This window comes from Szabonella alba, assembly GCF_016765775.1.
GTDB classification, from domain to species: Bacteria; Pseudomonadota; Alphaproteobacteria; order Rhodobacterales; family Rhodobacteraceae; genus Szabonella; species Szabonella alba.
Genome location: NZ_JAESVN010000003.1, coordinates 262056 through 277952 on the forward strand (window position 1 = coordinate 262056; position 15897 = coordinate 277952).

The 15897-nt window shown below is 63.0% G+C and carries 13 protein-coding genes; 4 read left to right on the forward strand and 9 right to left on the reverse strand.

Features of this window, described 5'->3' with window-relative positions; genetic code table 11:
- Nucleotides 1–22 precede the first annotated feature (22 nt).
- A complete protein-coding gene (locus JL811_RS08895) occupies nt 23–598 on the reverse strand; it encodes a histidine phosphatase family protein (RefSeq protein WP_202688230.1) in 576 nt (191 codons plus the stop codon).
- A gap of 21 nt (nt 599–619) precedes the next feature.
- On the reverse strand, nt 620–1399 hold the full coding sequence (locus JL811_RS08900) for an SDR family oxidoreductase (RefSeq protein WP_202688232.1): 780 nt from the start codon (nt 1397–1399) through the stop codon (nt 620–622).
- Between the two features lie 243 nt (nt 1400–1642).
- On the opposite strand from JL811_RS08900, the gene JL811_RS08905 reads away from it, so the two are divergent.
- The 4 genes from JL811_RS08905 to JL811_RS08920 all read left to right on the forward strand — a co-directional run bounded on the left by JL811_RS08905 (nt 1643) and on the right by JL811_RS08920 (nt 7024).
- Entirely contained in the window at nt 1643–2659 is a 1017-nt protein-coding gene (locus JL811_RS08905; protein WP_202688233.1) for a Hint domain-containing protein, read from the forward strand.
- A gap of 83 nt (nt 2660–2742) precedes the next feature.
- Nucleotides 2743–4341, forward strand: coding sequence for a peptide chain release factor 3 (locus tag JL811_RS08910; protein ID WP_202688234.1), 1599 nt, complete (start codon nt 2743–2745; stop codon nt 4339–4341).
- Nucleotides 4342–4462: 121 nt separating this feature from the next.
- On the forward strand, nt 4463–5230 hold the full coding sequence (locus JL811_RS08915; RefSeq protein WP_202688235.1) for a hypothetical protein: 768 nt from the start codon (nt 4463–4465) through the stop codon (nt 5228–5230).
- 159 nt (nt 5231–5389) lie between these two features.
- On the forward strand, nt 5390–7024 hold the full coding sequence (locus tag JL811_RS08920) for a DEAD/DEAH box helicase (protein WP_202688237.1): 1635 nt from the start codon (nt 5390–5392) through the stop codon (nt 7022–7024).
- 125 nt (nt 7025–7149) lie between these two features.
- Here JL811_RS08920 and JL811_RS08925 read toward each other — a convergent pair whose 3' ends face one another.
- Genes JL811_RS08925 through nuoK form a run of 7 tightly spaced genes read right to left on the reverse strand, consistent with a single transcriptional unit; the run spans nt 7150 to nt 15894 of the window.
- Entirely contained in the window at nt 7150–8826 is a 1677-nt protein-coding gene (locus JL811_RS08925; protein ID WP_202688239.1) for a ribonuclease J, read from the reverse strand.
- Nucleotides 8823–9602, reverse strand: a complete 780-nt coding sequence (locus JL811_RS08930) for a type III pantothenate kinase (protein WP_202688241.1) — start codon at nt 9600–9602, stop codon at nt 8823–8825. Before JL811_RS08930 ends, JL811_RS08925 begins: the two co-directional genes overlap by 4 nt.
- 23 nt (nt 9603–9625) lie before the next feature.
- The gene (locus tag JL811_RS08935) at nt 9626–10405 is read right to left on the reverse strand and encodes a biotin--[acetyl-CoA-carboxylase] ligase (protein ID WP_237684887.1); all 780 of its coding nucleotides are present in this window, start codon (nt 10403–10405) and stop codon (nt 9626–9628) included.
- Nucleotides 10395–11831: an NADH-quinone oxidoreductase subunit NuoN gene (gene nuoN / locus JL811_RS08940; protein WP_202688243.1), complete on the reverse strand. Its 1437-nt coding sequence runs from the start codon at nt 11829–11831 to the stop codon at nt 10395–10397. Before nuoN ends, JL811_RS08935 begins: the two co-directional genes overlap by 11 nt.
- A gap of 10 nt (nt 11832–11841) precedes the next feature.
- Nucleotides 11842–13380 (reverse strand): NADH-quinone oxidoreductase subunit M, encoded by a 1539-nt coding sequence (locus JL811_RS08945; RefSeq protein WP_202688245.1) that lies wholly within the window; start codon nt 13378–13380, stop codon nt 11842–11844.
- Complete coding sequence (nuoL, locus tag JL811_RS08950; protein WP_202688247.1) at nt 13380–15584, reverse strand: NADH-quinone oxidoreductase subunit L; 2205 nt, start codon at nt 15582–15584, stop codon at nt 13380–13382. Before nuoL ends, JL811_RS08945 begins: the two co-directional genes overlap by 1 nt.
- Nucleotides 15585–15588: 4 nt before the next feature.
- On the reverse strand, nt 15589–15894 hold the full coding sequence (gene nuoK, locus JL811_RS08955; protein ID WP_202688248.1) for an NADH-quinone oxidoreductase subunit NuoK: 306 nt from the start codon (nt 15892–15894) through the stop codon (nt 15589–15591).
- Nucleotides 15895–15897: the final 3 nt, after the last annotated feature.

Here is a 15897-nt window from a genome sequence, read left to right on the forward strand (position 1 = left end):
CCGCTGCCGCGCGGCAAGACTGTCAGGCCGTCTCTTCCAGCCGTTGCCATGGCGTCGGCGGTTGATCCGGCATGTCGGGCGTGAAACGCCAGACACAGCCGCCGCAAGGCTGGTCATGGACCCGCGCAATCGGCAGCCCCGCCAGATGAAGCCGCAGAAAGGTGCCGACCGCGCCATGACCGACCAGCAGCAGATCGCCGGGAGTTTCGGCAAGCGACGCGCGGTAGGCCGCAACGATGCGCGCCTGTGCGGCAGCGGCACTTTCCCAACCCTCGGGCCCCCGCGCGGGATCGGCAAACAGCGCATCGGCAAGTTCCTCATGCCGGGCATGGGGGACATAGCCGGTTGACGACCGGTCCACCTCGGCCATTCCGGCATGGATGCCGACCGGATCACCGGTTGCGGCGGCAAGCAGCGCCGCAGTTTCACGGGCCTTGGTCTCGGGACTGGACAGAATCGTCCAGCCCGGCCCGGGCCAACCCCTGTTCAGCGCCGCCCCGATCCGTGCCCGCCCGAGACCCGAAAGGCTCGAGTCGGGCACGGGGATGGCCGGGTCGATCCGGACCTCGGGATGGGACAGATACAGAACCCGGCGCATGCCTGAGATTACGTTGCGCGGTCAGAGCGTTGCGTTGACCGCGCCGCCATCCAGCAGGATGTTCTGCGCCACGATGAAGCCGGCATGCTGTGAACAAAGGAAGGCACAGGCCGCCCCGAATTCCGCCGATGTGCCGTAGCGCCGCGCCGGGATTGTCGCGAAACGCTGCTTGCGCGCGGCCTCCATGTCGATGCCCTGCGCCTTGGCCACGCCGGTATCAAGGCTCGCGGCGCGGTCGGTGTCATGGATACCGGGCAGAAGGTTGTTGATGGTAACACCATGTTCAGCCACCTGCCGCGCCGTGCCCGCGACAAAGCCGGTCAGCCCGGCCCGGGCCGAGTTCGACAGGCCCAGTTGCGGGATCGGCGCCTTGACCGACCCCGAGGTGATATTGACCACCCGACCCCATTTCCGCGCGATCATCCCCGGCAGCATCGCCTGCATCAGCGCAATGGGCGTCAGCATATTGCCATCCAGCGCCTTAATGAAATCATCGCGGTTCCAGTCCGACCAGAGACCGGGGGGCGGGCCGCCCGCATTGGTCACAAGGATATCGACCTCGCCCGCGGCCTCAAGCACCTTGGCGCGCGCCGCCGCATCCGTGATATCGGCAGCCACGGTCGTGACCTTCACGCCATGGGCCGCACGGATCGCCTCGGCCGTGGCCTCCAACGCCTCGGCGCCCCGTGCATTCAGCACCAGATCGACGCCTGCCGCCGCCAGCGCCTCGGCGCAGCCGCGTCCCAGCCCTTTTGAGCTTGCACAGACCAGCGCGCGTTTTCCCTTGATCCCCAGATCCATCCTGACCTCCTGTCCGATTTGCTGCGCCATGGGTAGCAGTGCGGCGCGGCACGCGAAAGCCCCGCCTGCCATACAAGATGACAAAGTCCCCCCGAAACGCCTGCAACTCCCCTGACGCCTGCAGGATTTGACCGCCGCCCCCCGGGTCTGGTAACAGGACCCCGGCGATACCGGACCTGCCGTGCCGGTCACTGCCCCGGCCCCGCATCCAGTTCCGGCGGCCAGCCCTTGATGGAAGACGAAATGACAGGTCATCCCGACACCGCCTCGCTGCCCGGACAGGTCTGTCAGGTCTTTCAGGCCGATGATTTCTTCGTCAGCACTGGCGTCAACCTGCATGATTCCATCGGCGCCCCCGATGATGTCTGCCCCGGCGATGTCTATGAGCTTGATCCCGAGGCCGCCCCGGCCCGGCTGCTGCTGACGCGCGGGGGGCAAGGGCAAAGCGTGGCGCCCGGGTCCGATCTGGGCCTGCCGGATGAACCGGTGCGCCTGCTGGCCCGCTATACGATGCTGTCGCAGGATGGCGGCACGGTGGACCTTTTGCTGCTGGATCTGGCGCAAAGCGGGCTGCGGGTGCTGCTGCCGTTGTCGCCCATCGGGATGCGGATCGAATATACGCTGATCTCGCTGGACCGCAGTCCCGAGGCCAGCCGCCTGTCGGATCTTCTGTGCATTTCCTTTGCCCGGGGCACGATGATCACACTGGGCGATGGCAGCCAGCGCGCAATCGAGGATCTGACCCCCGGCGACCGTCTTTTGACGCGCGATCACGGCCCCCAGCCCCTGCGCTGGCTGGGCCGGGCCACGATGCGCGCTGTCGGCAGTGTCGCCCCGGTCGTCATTCCGCGCGGGGTGATGGGCAATGCCGGCGATCTGATCGTCAGCCCGCATCACCGCATGTTCCTCTATCAGCGCCACCGGGGCGCGGGGATCGGCACGTCGGAACTGCTGGTGCAGGCCAAGCATCTGGTCGATGGTGAAACGATCTTCACCCGTGAGGGCGGCGTTGTCGATTATTTCAGCCTTGTCTTTGACCGGCATGAAATCATCTATGCCGAGGGCATCCCCGCCGAAAGCCTGATGGTCACCGAGGCCACCCTGTCACGCCTGCCGCCCGATCTGGCGCAAGAGGTCAAGGCGCGGTTTCCCGGGCTGAACCAGAACCAGCATTTCGGCACCGAGGCGGGGCGTGACATGATGGACCGGCTGGGCCATCTGCATCTGCGCCCCGGCAGCCGTTCCACGCCGCGCGACTGACCTTTCCCCGCCCGCCCATAGAAGGTGAACTCCACACAAGGCGACCTGTGGACGGCGCGCCCGCTTTGCGCTATGGCCCGGCCATGCTGGACAATCGCCCCACCCTTCCGCCCGAAATCGCCCGCCGCCGGACCTTTGCGATCATTTCGCATCCCGATGCTGGCAAGACCACGCTGACCGAAAAGTTCCTGCTGTTCGGGGGCGCGATCCAGATGGCCGGTCAGGTCCGCGCCAAGGGCGATGCCCGCCGCGCGCGCTCGGATTTCATGAAGCTGGAACAGGACCGGGGCATCTCGGTTTCGGCATCGGCCATGTCCTTCGATTTCCGCAACTGGCGCTTCAATCTGGTCGATACACCCGGCCACTCCGATTTCTCGGAAGATACCTATCGCACGCTGACGGCCGTGGATGCCGCGATCATGGTGATCGACGGCGCCAAGGGGGTCGAAAGCCAGACCCGCAAGCTGTTCGAGGTTTGCCGGTTGCGCGATCTGCCGATACTGACCTTCTGCAACAAGATGGACCGCGAAAGCCGCGACACCTTCGAGATCATCGACGAAATTCAGGAAAACCTTGCCATCGACGTGACCCCGGCAAGCTGGCCCATCGGGGTTGGGCGCGAATTCGTGGGGGCCTATGATCTTTTGCATGACCGGCTGGAAATCATGGACCGCGCCGACCGCAACCGGGTTGCGGAATCGATCAAGATTTCCGGGCTGGATGATCCGAAACTGGCCGAGCATGTTCCGGCAGAACTTCTGAAGAAGTTCCGGGAAGAGCTTGAAATGGCGCGGGAACTTCTGCCTGCTTTCGACCGGGAATCGTTTCTGAACGGGTCGATGACGCCAATCTGGTTCGGCTCGGCGATCAATTCCTTCGGGGTGCGCGAACTGATGGACGGGATGGGGGAATTCGGTCCCGAACCGCAGGTTCAGAAAGCCACCGAACGCCAGATTTCTCCTGAAGAATCAAATGTTACCGGCTTTGTCTTCAAGGTTCAGGCGAACATGGACCCCAAGCATCGCGACCGGGTTGCCTTCGTGCGCCTTGCCTCGGGCCATTTTGAACGCGGCATGAAGCTGACGCATGTGCGTACGAAAAAGCCGATGGCGGTCAGCAATCCGGTGCTGTTCCTTGCCGCCGACCGTGAACTGGCCGAAGAGGCCTGGGCGGGTGATATCATCGGCATCCCGAACCACGGGCAGTTGCGCATCGGTGATGCGCTGACCGAGGGCGAAAGCCTGCGCTTCACCGGCATCCCGTCCTTTGCGCCCGAACTGTTGCAGGGCGTGCGGGCAGGCGATCCGATGAAGGCCAAGCATCTGGAAAAGGCGCTGATGCAATTTGCCGAGGAAGGTGCGGCCAAGGTCTTCAAGCCGATGATCGGTTCAGGCTTCATCGTCGGGGTCGTGGGCGCGCTGCAGTTTGACGTGCTGGCCAGCCGGATCGAGCTGGAATACAGCCTGCCGGTGCGGTTTGAACCGTCGCCCTTTTCTTCGGCCCGCTGGGTGCAGGGCCCCAAGCCCGAGATGGAAAAGCTGATCAATATCAACAAGCAGCATATCGCAACCGATCATGATGGTGACACGGTTTTCCTGACGCGGCTGCAATGGGATATCGATCGGGTGGTGCGCGATTATCCCGAATTGCGCCTGACGGCGACCAAGGAAATGATGGTCTGAGCCCACCCTCATGGGCGTGGCGGCGGTGATACGCCCGTGAGGGCGCACCAAGGTAGGGCGTGGACAAGCCGCGTGTCTGCCGCCACTGTACTCCCCGATCGCGGTAAAAGGGGCAGATGGCATGAGCGACGAAACCCTCACCTATCCCGATGCGCCCGATCATCTGATCCGGCAATGGAACCGGCGGCGCGGCCCGCTGTCTTTCGCGCCCGGAGAATCCCTGCCGCCCCTTGACTGCGACCTTGCCGCACTGGCACGCCGCCGCCTGCCTGCCACCGCCTCACCTTTGCCCGAGGGTGCCAGCGGTCATGCCCAGAAACGCCATGAATTGCAGGCCGATCTTGCCGGGCAAAGCGAATTGGCGCTGCTGAACGGTCTGCTGATCGCCCATCTGCGCAAACGCCGCTATCCGGCGCATGTGCCTGCGCTGTTCCACCGGATCTGGCGCGAACAGGGCACGGCGCTGATGCAGGATCTCAGCCCCCGCTGGCTGATTTCATCGCTCATCTCATTCGCCGAGGCCGGCACAACCGAGGAGGAGCGCAGCCTTGCCCGGGAAATGGGCATGCTGTTCTCACTGATGAAACTGTATGAGTTCGAGCGCCTGCACAGTGGTTCCCCGCCGGACAAGCCCTTTGCCTTGCGCCAGAAGGTCAAGGCGGACCTGCCCATGGGGATGCCGCCTTTTTCGCTTGTTTCCGGGGGGTTGGACATCAATCTTCTGGCGCCGCTTTGGGACAGGGCGCAGCGGCTGGACGTGCTGGGACCGCTGGCCTGTCATCTTCTGGACCGCCTGAACGGCGATCCGGGGACGCTCTTCCGGCGCATCGCGGCCATGCGCAGCCGGAAACGGGCCCGCATCGAGGCGCGGCAGGCCCAGGAAGGCTGAGCCTCCGCCATCGGCGATACGGCAGGGAACTTGACCTGTGCGCCCTTTCGCGCTACGCACCTTGGGTCCGGGGATTTCCCGGCCAGACGCCGGGACGCCCGGAATTCATTGCGTCCCAATCTTTTCTTTGCGGTCCGATACCGCAAGCACAGGACGCCAATGACCAGTTTTTCCGATCTCGCGCTCGACCCGCGCGTTCTCAAGGCCGTATCCGAAGCAGGCTACGAAACCCCCACCCCGATTCAGGCGCAGGCCATTCCCCATGCGCTGGAAGGCCGTGATGTGCTGGGAATCGCCCAGACCGGCACCGGCAAGACGGCAAGCTTCACGTTGCCGATGATCACGCTGCTGTCGAAGGGCCGCGCCCGCGCCCGGATGCCGCGCTCGCTGGTGCTGGCGCCGACGCGGGAACTGGCAGCACAGGTGGCCGAGAATTTCGACATCTATGCCAAGCATACCAAACTGACCAAGGCGCTGCTGATCGGCGGCGTGGCCTTTGGCGAACAGGACAAGCTGATCGACCGGGGTGTTGATGTGCTGATCGCGACGCCGGGCCGCCTGCTGGACCATTTTGAGCGCGGCAAGCTGCTTTTGAACGGTGTGCAGATCATGGTGGTGGATGAGGCTGACCGCATGCTCGATATGGGGTTCATCCCCGATATCGAGAAGATCTTCAGCCTGACCCCCTTCACGCGGCAGACTTTCTTCTATTCCGCCACGATGGCGCCCGAGATCGAGCGGATCACCAACACGTTCCTGTCTTCGGCTGTCAAGATCGAGGTCGCGCGTCAATCAACCACCTCTGAGACCATCGAACAGGCCCTGATCGAGGTGAAGCCTGCCCGCAAGGATCGCAGCTTTGCCGACAAGCGTTCGGTCCTGCGCGCGCTGATCCGGCAAGAGGGTGAGGCCTGCACCAATGCGATCATCTTCTGCAACCGCAAGATGGATGTGGATGTGGTTGCCAAATCGTTGAAACAGCACGGTTTCAACGCCTCTCCCATCCATGGGGATCTGGATCAGTCGGTGCGCACCCGCACGCTGGACGGGTTCCGCGACGGCTCGGTGCATCTGCTGGTGGCCTCTGACGTGGCTGCCCGGGGGCTGGATATTCCGGCTGTCAGCCATGTGTTCAATTTCGACGTGCCCAGCCATCCCGAGGATTATGTCCACCGCATCGGCCGCACAGGGCGTGCGGGCCGCAAGGGCAAGGCTTACACGATCTCGGTGCCGTCGGATGCCAAGTATCTGGCGGCGATCGAGGCGCTGGTCAAGCAGCCGATCCCGCGGGGCACCCTGCCAGACGGGTTCGAGACTGACGCGGAGCCCAAGGTGACAACCAAACCCGAACGCCGCAACGAGGATGAGGCCGGTCCCGCCAAGCGCAGCCGCACGCGCGGCGGACGCGGACGCAGCGCCCGCAATGAGGATGCACCGGTCAAGGCCGAGGCGGAAACGCCGGTCGAGACGGTGGCAGACGAGACGCCCGAAGCCACCGTCAGCCCGGCAAAAGAAACCGCCGCACCTGTTGAGGACCGGCGCGAAGAACGCCGCGATGACCGCAAGGATGACCGGCGGGACGACCGCAAGGATGACCGCCGCAGCGGGCGCCGTGATGACCGCAGGGACGACCGCCGCGACCGTCGTGATGACCGTGTCGTCGGCATGGGCGACCATATGCCCGATTTCCTGATGCGCAGCTTCCGCATTGATGCGGCCAGCGCCGATGACAGCAGCGACAGCGCATCCGAGGCCAGCGAGTCCGAGGATACCGGAACCGCACAAGAGGCCTGATCGGCCCCCCTTCCCCTGCATCGCAGACTTCAAACTGAAAAGGGCGGCCCCGCAATCGGGCCGCCCTTTCGTTTGGAACCATGGCGGGCCTGAACGGGGCCCGCCGATAACAGGGGCGCCTGATCCTATTCGTCCGACAGGCGTGAGATCACCATCGTGACCTCGGGTTTCTTGCCGATCTCTTCCATCGCGACCTGACGCAGGGTGCGGCGCATCGCCTCTTCCAGCTTGTCATCGTCGCGCAGAAGCTTGCGCCCCGAAGCGGCCAGCAGGCTCGCAAGCCCGGCCTCCAGCGTCTCGACCAGATCGGCGCCGCTGCGCCCCTTGGAGGGCAGGCCCATGGTTTCGACCCAGGGGTCGCCCAGAACCTCATCACCTTCGTCCAGGATCAGCGTCACCAGCGCATGACCGTTGAGCGCCATGCGGATCCGGTCGCGGACGATCCCGTCGCGCGCGCCGATCAGGACCGACCCGTCCAGATAGGTGCGCCCGGTCTCGATATATTCGGCGATGGTCGGGGCATCACCGGTCAGATCGACCAGCATGCCATTGGTCACAACTTCGGATTTCCGGCCGGTCGCCATGGCAATCCGCGCATGTTCGCGCAGATGGCGGTGCTCCCCATGCATGGGGATCACGATCTGCGGGTTCAGCACCTGATGCACCGTTTCCAGATCCGGACGGTTGGCATGGCCCGAAACATGGTAAAGGCCGCCATTGTCATCGACGATATTGACGCCCATTTCCGAAAAGGCGTTCATGATCGAGATCACGCCGCGTTCATTGCCCGGAATGGTCTTGGACGAAAACAGGAAGGTATCGCCCTCCTTCATCTCCAGCCCCAGATACTTGCCCCGCGACAGTTGCGCCGAGGCCGCGCGGCGTTCGCCCTGCGATCCGGTCACGATCAGCATCAGGTTGCCGCGCGGCACTTCCTGCGCCTCTTCGGGGCTGACGGTGCGCGGGAAATCGGTCAGAACGCCCGATTCCTCGGCCGCCGAAACCATGCGCCGCATCGCGCGCCCCAGCAAACAGATGGTGCGGCCCGCAGCCTGCGCCGCCTCGGCCAGCGACCGCAACCGCGCGACATTCGAGGCGAAGGTCGTAGCAACGACCATGCCGTTCTGCGCCCGGATCAGATCGGTCAGGGGCTGGCGCAGGGTCGATTCCGACCGTCCCGGATGCAGCGAGAACACATTGGTGCTGTCGCACATCAGGGCCTTGACGGGCCGTTCGGCGGCAATGGCGCGAAAGGCGCTGGCATCCCAGGGTTCCCCGACAAGCGGATTTTCATCCAACTTAAAATCGCCCGAATGGACGATCCGCCCTGCCGGCGTGTCGATCACAAGGGCCGAGCTTTCGGGCACCGAATGGCTGACCGGCATGAACTGCACATCGAACGGCCCGGCCTGCACGGTTTCGGGGCGCGGCTCGACAATGGTGATCGCGTCTTTCGGATGGCCGAATTCATCAAATTTCAGCCGCCCGATCGTGCCGGTGAAGCGGCGCATATAGACCGGAACCTTCAGCTTGGCCCAGTAATGCGCCAGCGCGCCGATATGATCTTCATGCGCGTGAGTGACAAAGATCGCCTCAAGCCGGTCGCGGCGTTGCATCAGCCAGCCGATATCGGGCAGGATCAGATCCACACCGGGGGTCGTGTCCATGTCGGGAAAGGTCACGCCCAGATCGACAAGGATCAGGCGCTCCCTGTCCTCGGGGCCGTACCCATAGACATAGGCGTTCATCCCGATCTCCCCCGCGCCACCGAGGGGAAGATAGATCAGCCGGTTCGATTTCATGCGGTTTCCTGTTCCTTGTTCAATTCGTGAATGAGAACGAGACCTTCCATGGTCAGATCGTCCTCGATAGCGTCAAATAGCTCGGTTCCCTGTTGAAACAGGGGGGCGAGGCCGCCCGTTGCGATGACCTTCATAGGGCTGTCTCGTTCCAGCCGGATCTGGCGAACGATACCCTCGACAAGGCCGATATACCCCCAATACACGCCCGACTGCATGCAGGCCACCGTATTCGTGCCGATGGCGGATTGCGGCTTGGTCACATCAACATGCGGCAACGCGGCGGCCGCCATATGCAGCGCCTCAAGGCTCAGGTTCACACCCGGGGCGATCACCCCGCCGATATAGGCGCCATCGGTATCGACCACGTCAAAGGTGGTCGCGGTGCCGAAATCCACCACGATCAGATTGCCGCCATGGCGCGCGAAACCCGCAACCGTATTCACCAGACGGTCCGGCCCGACCGTCGTGCCCTGATCGACGCGGGGCGCCACCGGCAGGCGGCATTCGGGCTTGCCCACCACCAGCGGGCGGCAGTCGAAATAGCGGTTGCACAGGACCCGCAGATTGAACACCACACGCGGCACGGTCGAGGAAATGATCGTCTCGGTGACCTGCACCTCGGTTTTCGTGAGATGCATCAGCGATGTCAGCCAGACGAAATATTCATCCGCCGTGCGCTTGTGATCGGTCGCGATACGCCATGTCGCCCGAAAGCGCGCTCCGTCCCAGATGGAAAAGACGGTATTGGTATTGCCGCAATCAATGGCCAGAAGCATGGGCCGTCCCTTCTATCGGGTGCTCAGAAAAAGATATCGGCGGCCGGAATCGCCTCACGGCCCGTGGGGGTGTCAAGGATCAGCGCGCCCTGCCCGTCCATATCGGCAAAGATGCCGGTCCGGCTATGGCTGCCGGTGCGCGCGGTGATCGGCTGCCCCAGTCGCGCGGCAAGGCCCAGCCAGTCGCGGCGGGCCGGGGCAAAACCCTGCGCCAGAAACTGTGCCTCACGCCGGGCATAGGCAGGGGCAAGGTGGGCCAGAAACGCCTCGGGCGTGATGCGTATGCCGGTTTCGGACAGCAGGCTGACGGGGGGCACCGCGCCCGGCTCCACGCTTTCGGGCGGTGGGGCCGCGATCAGGTTGACGCCGATCCCGATGGCCAGCCGGGCAACGCCGCCCGCACCACCGCCTGCTCCGCTGCTTTCCAGCAGGATCCCGGCCAGCTTGCCGCCGTTCAGCAACACATCATTGGGCCATTTCAGCCGGAAACTGTCAGGCAGGCCGGTCAGGACGACACAGGTTTCATGCAGGGCCAGCGCCGCAAGGAAGGACCGCAGCGCGACTGTCGCCGCCGGACCCCGGGGCCGCATGGTCAGGGTGCCGTAGAAATTGCCGCGCGGGCTGACCCATGGCCGCCCGCGTCGTCCCCTGCCCCCGGTCTGTTCCCCCGCGACGATCCAGGTCGGCGTCGCGGGGTCGATCCGCAGGGCATGGGCATTTGTGCTGTCGGTCGTTGCCAGCAGGATCCGGTCCGTGCCTTCCGGCCAGTCCGGGGGCGGGTTCGGAACCGGCTCAGCGGACAAGCGTTTCCGCCGCCGCCTGGGCCAGCGCCTCAACCCCGAAGAGGTTGACGATCCCTGCCACCATCACCAGCGCCGAGATCAGCAGTGCCGCCCCCTGCACCGAGCCGATCCGGCCATCCACGCCTTCGCCCTCGGATCCGAAATACATGTAGAAGACGATGCGAAGATAGTAGAAGGCACCGATCACCGAGGCGACAACCCCCGCAACGGCCAGCCATGTCATGTCCGCATTGACGGCGGCCTGCAGCACATAAAGCTTGCCGAAGAAGCCGACCATCGGCGGCACACCGGCAAGGCTGAACAGCAGGACCAGAAGCGCCATCGCCTGCAAGGGTGCGGTCTTGGACAGCATATGCAGGCTGTCGATCGAGGTGACGGGCTGGCCGCCCCGCTCCATCGACAGGATGAAGGCGAAGGTGCCGATATTCATCGCGACATAGATCGCCATATAGACCAGCATCGCCTGCACGCCGAATGCCGTGCCCGAGGCCAGACCGATCAACGCAAAACCCATATGCGCAATCGAGGAATATGCCATCAGCCGCTTGATATCACGCTGCCCGATGGCCGCGATCCCGCCAAGGAACATCGACAGCACCGCCAGAAGCGCGATCACCTGCCCCCAATCGCCGGTGACATTGCCGAAGGCGTCATGCATCAGCCGCGCCAGCAGCGCCATCGCGGCAATTTTCGGCGCCGTGGCAAAGAAGGCGGTCACTGGGGTGGGCGAGCCTTCATAGACATCCGGCGTCCACATGTGGAACGGCACCGCCGAGATCTTGAAGGCCAGACCGGCGATCATGAAGACCATGCCGAACAGCACACCCAGCGGCAGCCCGTCCTCGACCGTGCTCAGGATCCCGGCAAAGTTGGTGGTGCCGGCAAAGCCGTAGATCAGCGAGGCCCCGTACAGCAGCAGACCCGAGGACAGCGATCCGAGGACGAAATATTTCAGCCCCGCCTCGGACGAACGCGCGGAATCGCGGCGCATCGAGGCAACGACGTAAAGCGCCAGCGACTGCAGCTCCAGCCCCATATACAGCGCCATCAGGTCGCCCGACGAAACCATGATCATCATGCCCAGAACCGACAGCGCGATCAGGATCGGAAATTCAAAGCGCAGCATGTCGCGCCGTACCATGTAATCCTTGCTGATGATCAGAACCGCCGCCGCCGAAAGCAGGATCGCCACCTTGGCAAACCGGGCAAAGCCGTCATCGTTGAACATGCCACCAAAGGCCACATGTTCAACCCCGCCGCCCAGCCCGATCCAGGCGGCAAGCAGCAGGAAAAGCCCGGCGGTCAGCCACATCAGCAGCGGCCCGGTCCGGTCCTTACCGGTATAGACCGCGCCCAGAAGCGCGGCCATCGCAAAGACCGCAAGGATGAATTCGGGGAGGATGGTATTGAAATCGGTGGAGGTCATCTCTGCGCCCTCATTCCATGGTCATTCGGGCGTCATCGACCGCCGGGAGTGCCGCGTGATAGTCGGCGACCATCGCAGCGACCGTGGGGCCCATGATATCCGTGGCAAGTTTCGGATAGATGCCGAGGATCAGCGTGATCGCGACCAGCGGCGCAAGGATCGCCTTTTCGCGGCGGTCCATATCGGGGATGGACTTCAGCGCCTCGCGGATCAGGTCGCCGAAGACGACCCGACGATAGAGGTAAAGCGCATAGGCGGGTGACAGGATCACCCCCGTCGCGGCCACGACCGCCACCCATGTATTGACCTGGAAGGCCCCGGCCATGGCCAGGAATTCACCGATAAAGCCCGAGGTGCCCGGCAGACCCATATTCGCGAAGGTGAAATACATCATCAACAGCGCATAGGCCGGCATCCGGATCACCAGACCGCCATAGGCCGAGATCTCGCGCGTGTGCATCCGGTCATAGATCACGCCGACGCAGAAAAACAGCGCGCAGGAGATGAAGCCATGGCTGAGCATCTGGAACATGGCCCCGTCGATGCCCTGCTGATTGGCCGCGAAGATCCCCATCGTCACAAAGCCCATATGGGCAACGGACCAATAGGCGATCAGCTTCTTGATATCCTCCTGCGCCAGCGCGACCAGCGAGGTATAGACAACCGCGATCGCCGAAAGCCACAGCACGAAATCAGACATGACATCGGACCCCACCGGGAACATCGGCAGGTTAAAGCGCAGGAAACCATAGCCCCCCATCTTCAACAGCACCGCCGCCAGCACCATGGACCCTGCCGTGGGCGCCTGAACGTGGGCATCGGGCAGCCAGGTATGGACCGGCCACATCGGCATCTTCACCGCGAAAGAGGCAAAGAAGGCAAGGAACAGCAGCGTCTGGATGCCGCCCGGAATATGCAGCCCCATCAGGATCATGTCCTGCGACGGGAAATCATGACGCAGCAGCGCCACCATATCCGTCGTGCCGGCCTGCACATACATTAAGACCATCGCCACCAGCATCAGCACCGAGCCGAGGAAGGTATAGAGGAAGAACTTGAATGAGGCATAGATGCGGTCCTTGCCGCCCCAGATCCCGATGATCAGGAACATGGGGATCAGCCCCGCCTCGAAGAACACATAGAACAGCACCAGATCCAGCGCACAGAACACGCCAAGCATCAGCGTTTCCAGCACGAGGAATGCGATCATGTATTCCTTGATGCGGTGCTCCACCGTCCAGCAGGCCGCAATCACCATCGGCATCAGGAAGGTCGTCAGCATGACCAGCAGGACCGAGATCCCGTCCACGCCCATCTTGTATTTCAGGCCGAGGATCCAGTCATATTCCTCGACGAACTGAAAGCCGGTATCGGAAGGATTGAACCCTGCAATCACGAAAAGCGAGACAAGGAAGGTCGTCGCCGTGGCGACCAGCGCCACCCATTTCGCATTGCGCTGCGCGGCCTCATCCTCACCGCGAAGGAACAGCGCAAGGATCGCTGCGGCCACGGCCGGAATGAAGGTGATGATGGAAAGAAGGTTTTCCATTAGTGCGCCCCCCCGGAGAGCGTCATCCAGGTGACAAGGGCCGCAATGCCCAGAACCATGGCGAAAGCATAGTGGAACAGATAGCCCGACTGCGCCCGGCCAGCGAGGCGGGTCAGTTGCGGGATGAAGCCCATGGCAAGGGCATTGATGAAGCCGTCGATGACCGACCCATCCCCTTTCTTCCAGAAGAAGCCTGCCAGCCACATCGTGGGTTTCACGATGATCCAGTCATAGATCTCGTCGAAATACCACTTGTTGAGCAGAAACAGGTAAAGCGGGCGCTGCTGAGCGGCCAGCCGTCCCGGCAGGTCCGGGCTGCGGATATAGAACAGCCATGCCAGACCCAGCCCGAACAGCATCGCCGTGAAGGGAGACAGCTTGACCCATGTCGGCACCGAATGGGCGGCATTGATGATTGTCTCCGGCGGATGGTCCGGATCGGCCTTGATGCGGCTGTCGACGAATTCCTGCCGTTCCGGGCTAAAGGGCCGCATCAGCAAGGCGCCCTGGGGCGCCACGGCAGGTGCTGCCTCGGCTGCAATCACGGCCTCACCGGTCGCGGCATCGGTCCCGCCTTCGGCCGGTGCGGCCTCGGCAGTGTCGGTGGTTGCGGTTTCCGTGTCGGTCGCGGATTGCGCGGCCAGATCCTCGGCGTGGTCTTCGCCGTGATGCTGCGCGACTTCCATGCCGAACCAGCTGCGTACGGTATCCTCTTTGCCGAAGAACACGCTGTAGCCCAGCATCCCCGCAAAGATCGCGCCAAAGCCCAGAACCGCCAGCGGGGCCAGCATGATCTTGGGGCTTTCATGCGCATGGTCATGGGTATGATGGTCGCCACGCGCCTTGCCATAGAATGTCATGAACATCAGGCGCCAGGAATAGAATGAGGTCATCGCCGCCGCCGCCACCAGCAGCCAGAAGGCATAGGACGATCCGACATAGGCGCTTTCGATCACGGCATCCTTGGACGCAAAGCCTGCAAACCCGATCCAGCCCGTCAGCGGGATCCCGACCCCGGTGATCGCCAGCGTGCCGATCATCATGGCCCAGAAGGTCATGGGGATCTTTTTGCGCAGACCGCCATAGTTGCGCATATCCTGTTCGTGATGCATCGCATGGATCACAGACCCCGCGCCAAGGAACAGCATCGCCTTGAAGAACGCATGGGTGAACAGGTGGAACATCGCCACCGGATAGGCCCCCACGCCTGCGGCCACGAACATATAGCCCAGTTGCGAACAGGTCGAATAAGCAATCACGCGCTTGATGTCATTCTGCACAAGGCCGACGGTCGCCGCGAAAAAGGCGGTCGTTGCCCCCAGCACAGTGATGAACATCAGCGCATTGGGTGCATATTCCATCAGCGGCGACATGCGGCAGACAAGGAACACCCCTGCCGTCACCATGGTTGCAGCATGGATCAGCGCGGAAACCGGCGTCGGCCCCTCCATCGCGTCGGGCAGCCATGTGTGCAGGATCAACTGCGCCGATTTCCCCATCGCGCCGATGAACAGCAGCACAGAAATCAGTTCGGCCGCGTTCCAGTCGGCCCAGAGAAAGCGGATCGACATTTCCGCCAATGCGGGTGCCTGCGCGAAGATATCGTCAAAGCGCAGCGAGTCGATCGTGTAATAGATTGCGAACATGCCCAGCAGAAAGCCGAAATCGCCGACCCGGTTGATCAGAAACGCCTTCATCGCCGCCGCATTGGCCGAGGGCTTGCGGTAGTAGAACCCGATCAGCAGATAGGAGGCGACCCCCACCCCTTCCCAGCCGAAGAACATCTGCACAAGGTCATTTGCCGTGACCAGCATCAGCATGGTGAAGGTGAAGAACGAGAGATAGGCGAAGAAGCGCGCCTTGTAATGCTCGTGCTGCTTCCAGTTGTCGTCATGGGCCATGTAGCCGAAGGAATAAAGGTGGACCAACGCCGAGACCGAGTTGACCACGACCAGCATGATCGCCGTCAGACGGTCCAGCCGGATCGCCCATTCCACCGCCAGCGACCCGCTTTCGATCCAGCGCAGCAGCGTCACCTGCTGGGTCACCCCGTCATGGGTGAAGAAGATGATCCAGGACAGGAAGGCCGCCAGAAAGACCAGTGACGTCGCAATGATCTGCGCAGGCTTTTCGCCGATCAGACGCCAGCCGAAGCCGCAGATCAGGGCGCCGATGATCGGCGCGAAAAGAATGATCGTTGCCATGGCCTCAGCCTTTCATCACGTTGACGTCTTCGACGTCGATGGTGCCGCGGTTGCGGAAGAACACGACGAGGATCGCAAGACCGATGGCGGCCTCGGCGGCGGCGACGGTCAGCACGAACATCGTGAACACCTGCCCCACCAGATCCCCCAGATGGGAGGAGAAGGCGACAAGGTTGATGTTGACCGACAACAGCACCAGTTCGATCGACATCAGGATCACGATCACATTCTTCCGGTTCAGGAAGATGCCGAAGATCCCGATGACGAACAGCGCCGCCGCCACTGTCAGATAATGTTCCAGTCCCACCATTCT

Bases quoted from the DNA above. Each gene is read 5' to 3' on its own strand.
- JL811_RS08895 (WP_202688230.1), bottom strand. From the start codon at position 598: ATGCGCCGGGTTCTGTATCTGTCCCATCCCGAGGTCCGGATCGACCCG.
- JL811_RS08900 (WP_202688232.1), bottom strand. From the start codon at position 1,399: ATGGATCTGGGGATCAAGGGAAAACGCGCGCTGGTCTGTGCAAGCTCA.
- JL811_RS08905 (WP_202688233.1), top strand. From the start codon at position 1,643: ATGACAGGTCATCCCGACACCGCCTCGCTGCCCGGACAGGTCTGTCAG.
- JL811_RS08910 (WP_202688234.1), top strand. From the start codon at position 2,743: ATGCTGGACAATCGCCCCACCCTTCCGCCCGAAATCGCCCGCCGCCGG.
- JL811_RS08915 (WP_202688235.1), top strand. From the start codon at position 4,463: ATGAGCGACGAAACCCTCACCTATCCCGATGCGCCCGATCATCTGATC.
- JL811_RS08920 (WP_202688237.1), top strand. From the start codon at position 5,390: ATGACCAGTTTTTCCGATCTCGCGCTCGACCCGCGCGTTCTCAAGGCC.
- JL811_RS08925 (WP_202688239.1), bottom strand. From the start codon at position 8,826: ATGAAATCGAACCGGCTGATCTATCTTCCCCTCGGTGGCGCGGGGGAG.
- JL811_RS08930 (WP_202688241.1), bottom strand. From the start codon at position 9,602: ATGCTTCTGGCCATTGATTGCGGCAATACCAATACCGTCTTTTCCATC.
- nuoN (WP_202688243.1), bottom strand. From the start codon at position 11,831: ATGACCTCCACCGATTTCAATACCATCCTCCCCGAATTCATCCTTGCG.
- JL811_RS08945 (WP_202688245.1), bottom strand. From the start codon at position 13,380: ATGGAAAACCTTCTTTCCATCATCACCTTCATTCCGGCCGTGGCCGCA.
- nuoL (WP_202688247.1), bottom strand. From the start codon at position 15,584: ATGGCAACGATCATTCTTTTCGCGCCGATCATCGGCGCCCTGATCTGC.
- nuoK (WP_202688248.1), bottom strand. From the start codon at position 15,894: ATGGTGGGACTGGAACATTATCTGACAGTGGCGGCGGCGCTGTTCGTC.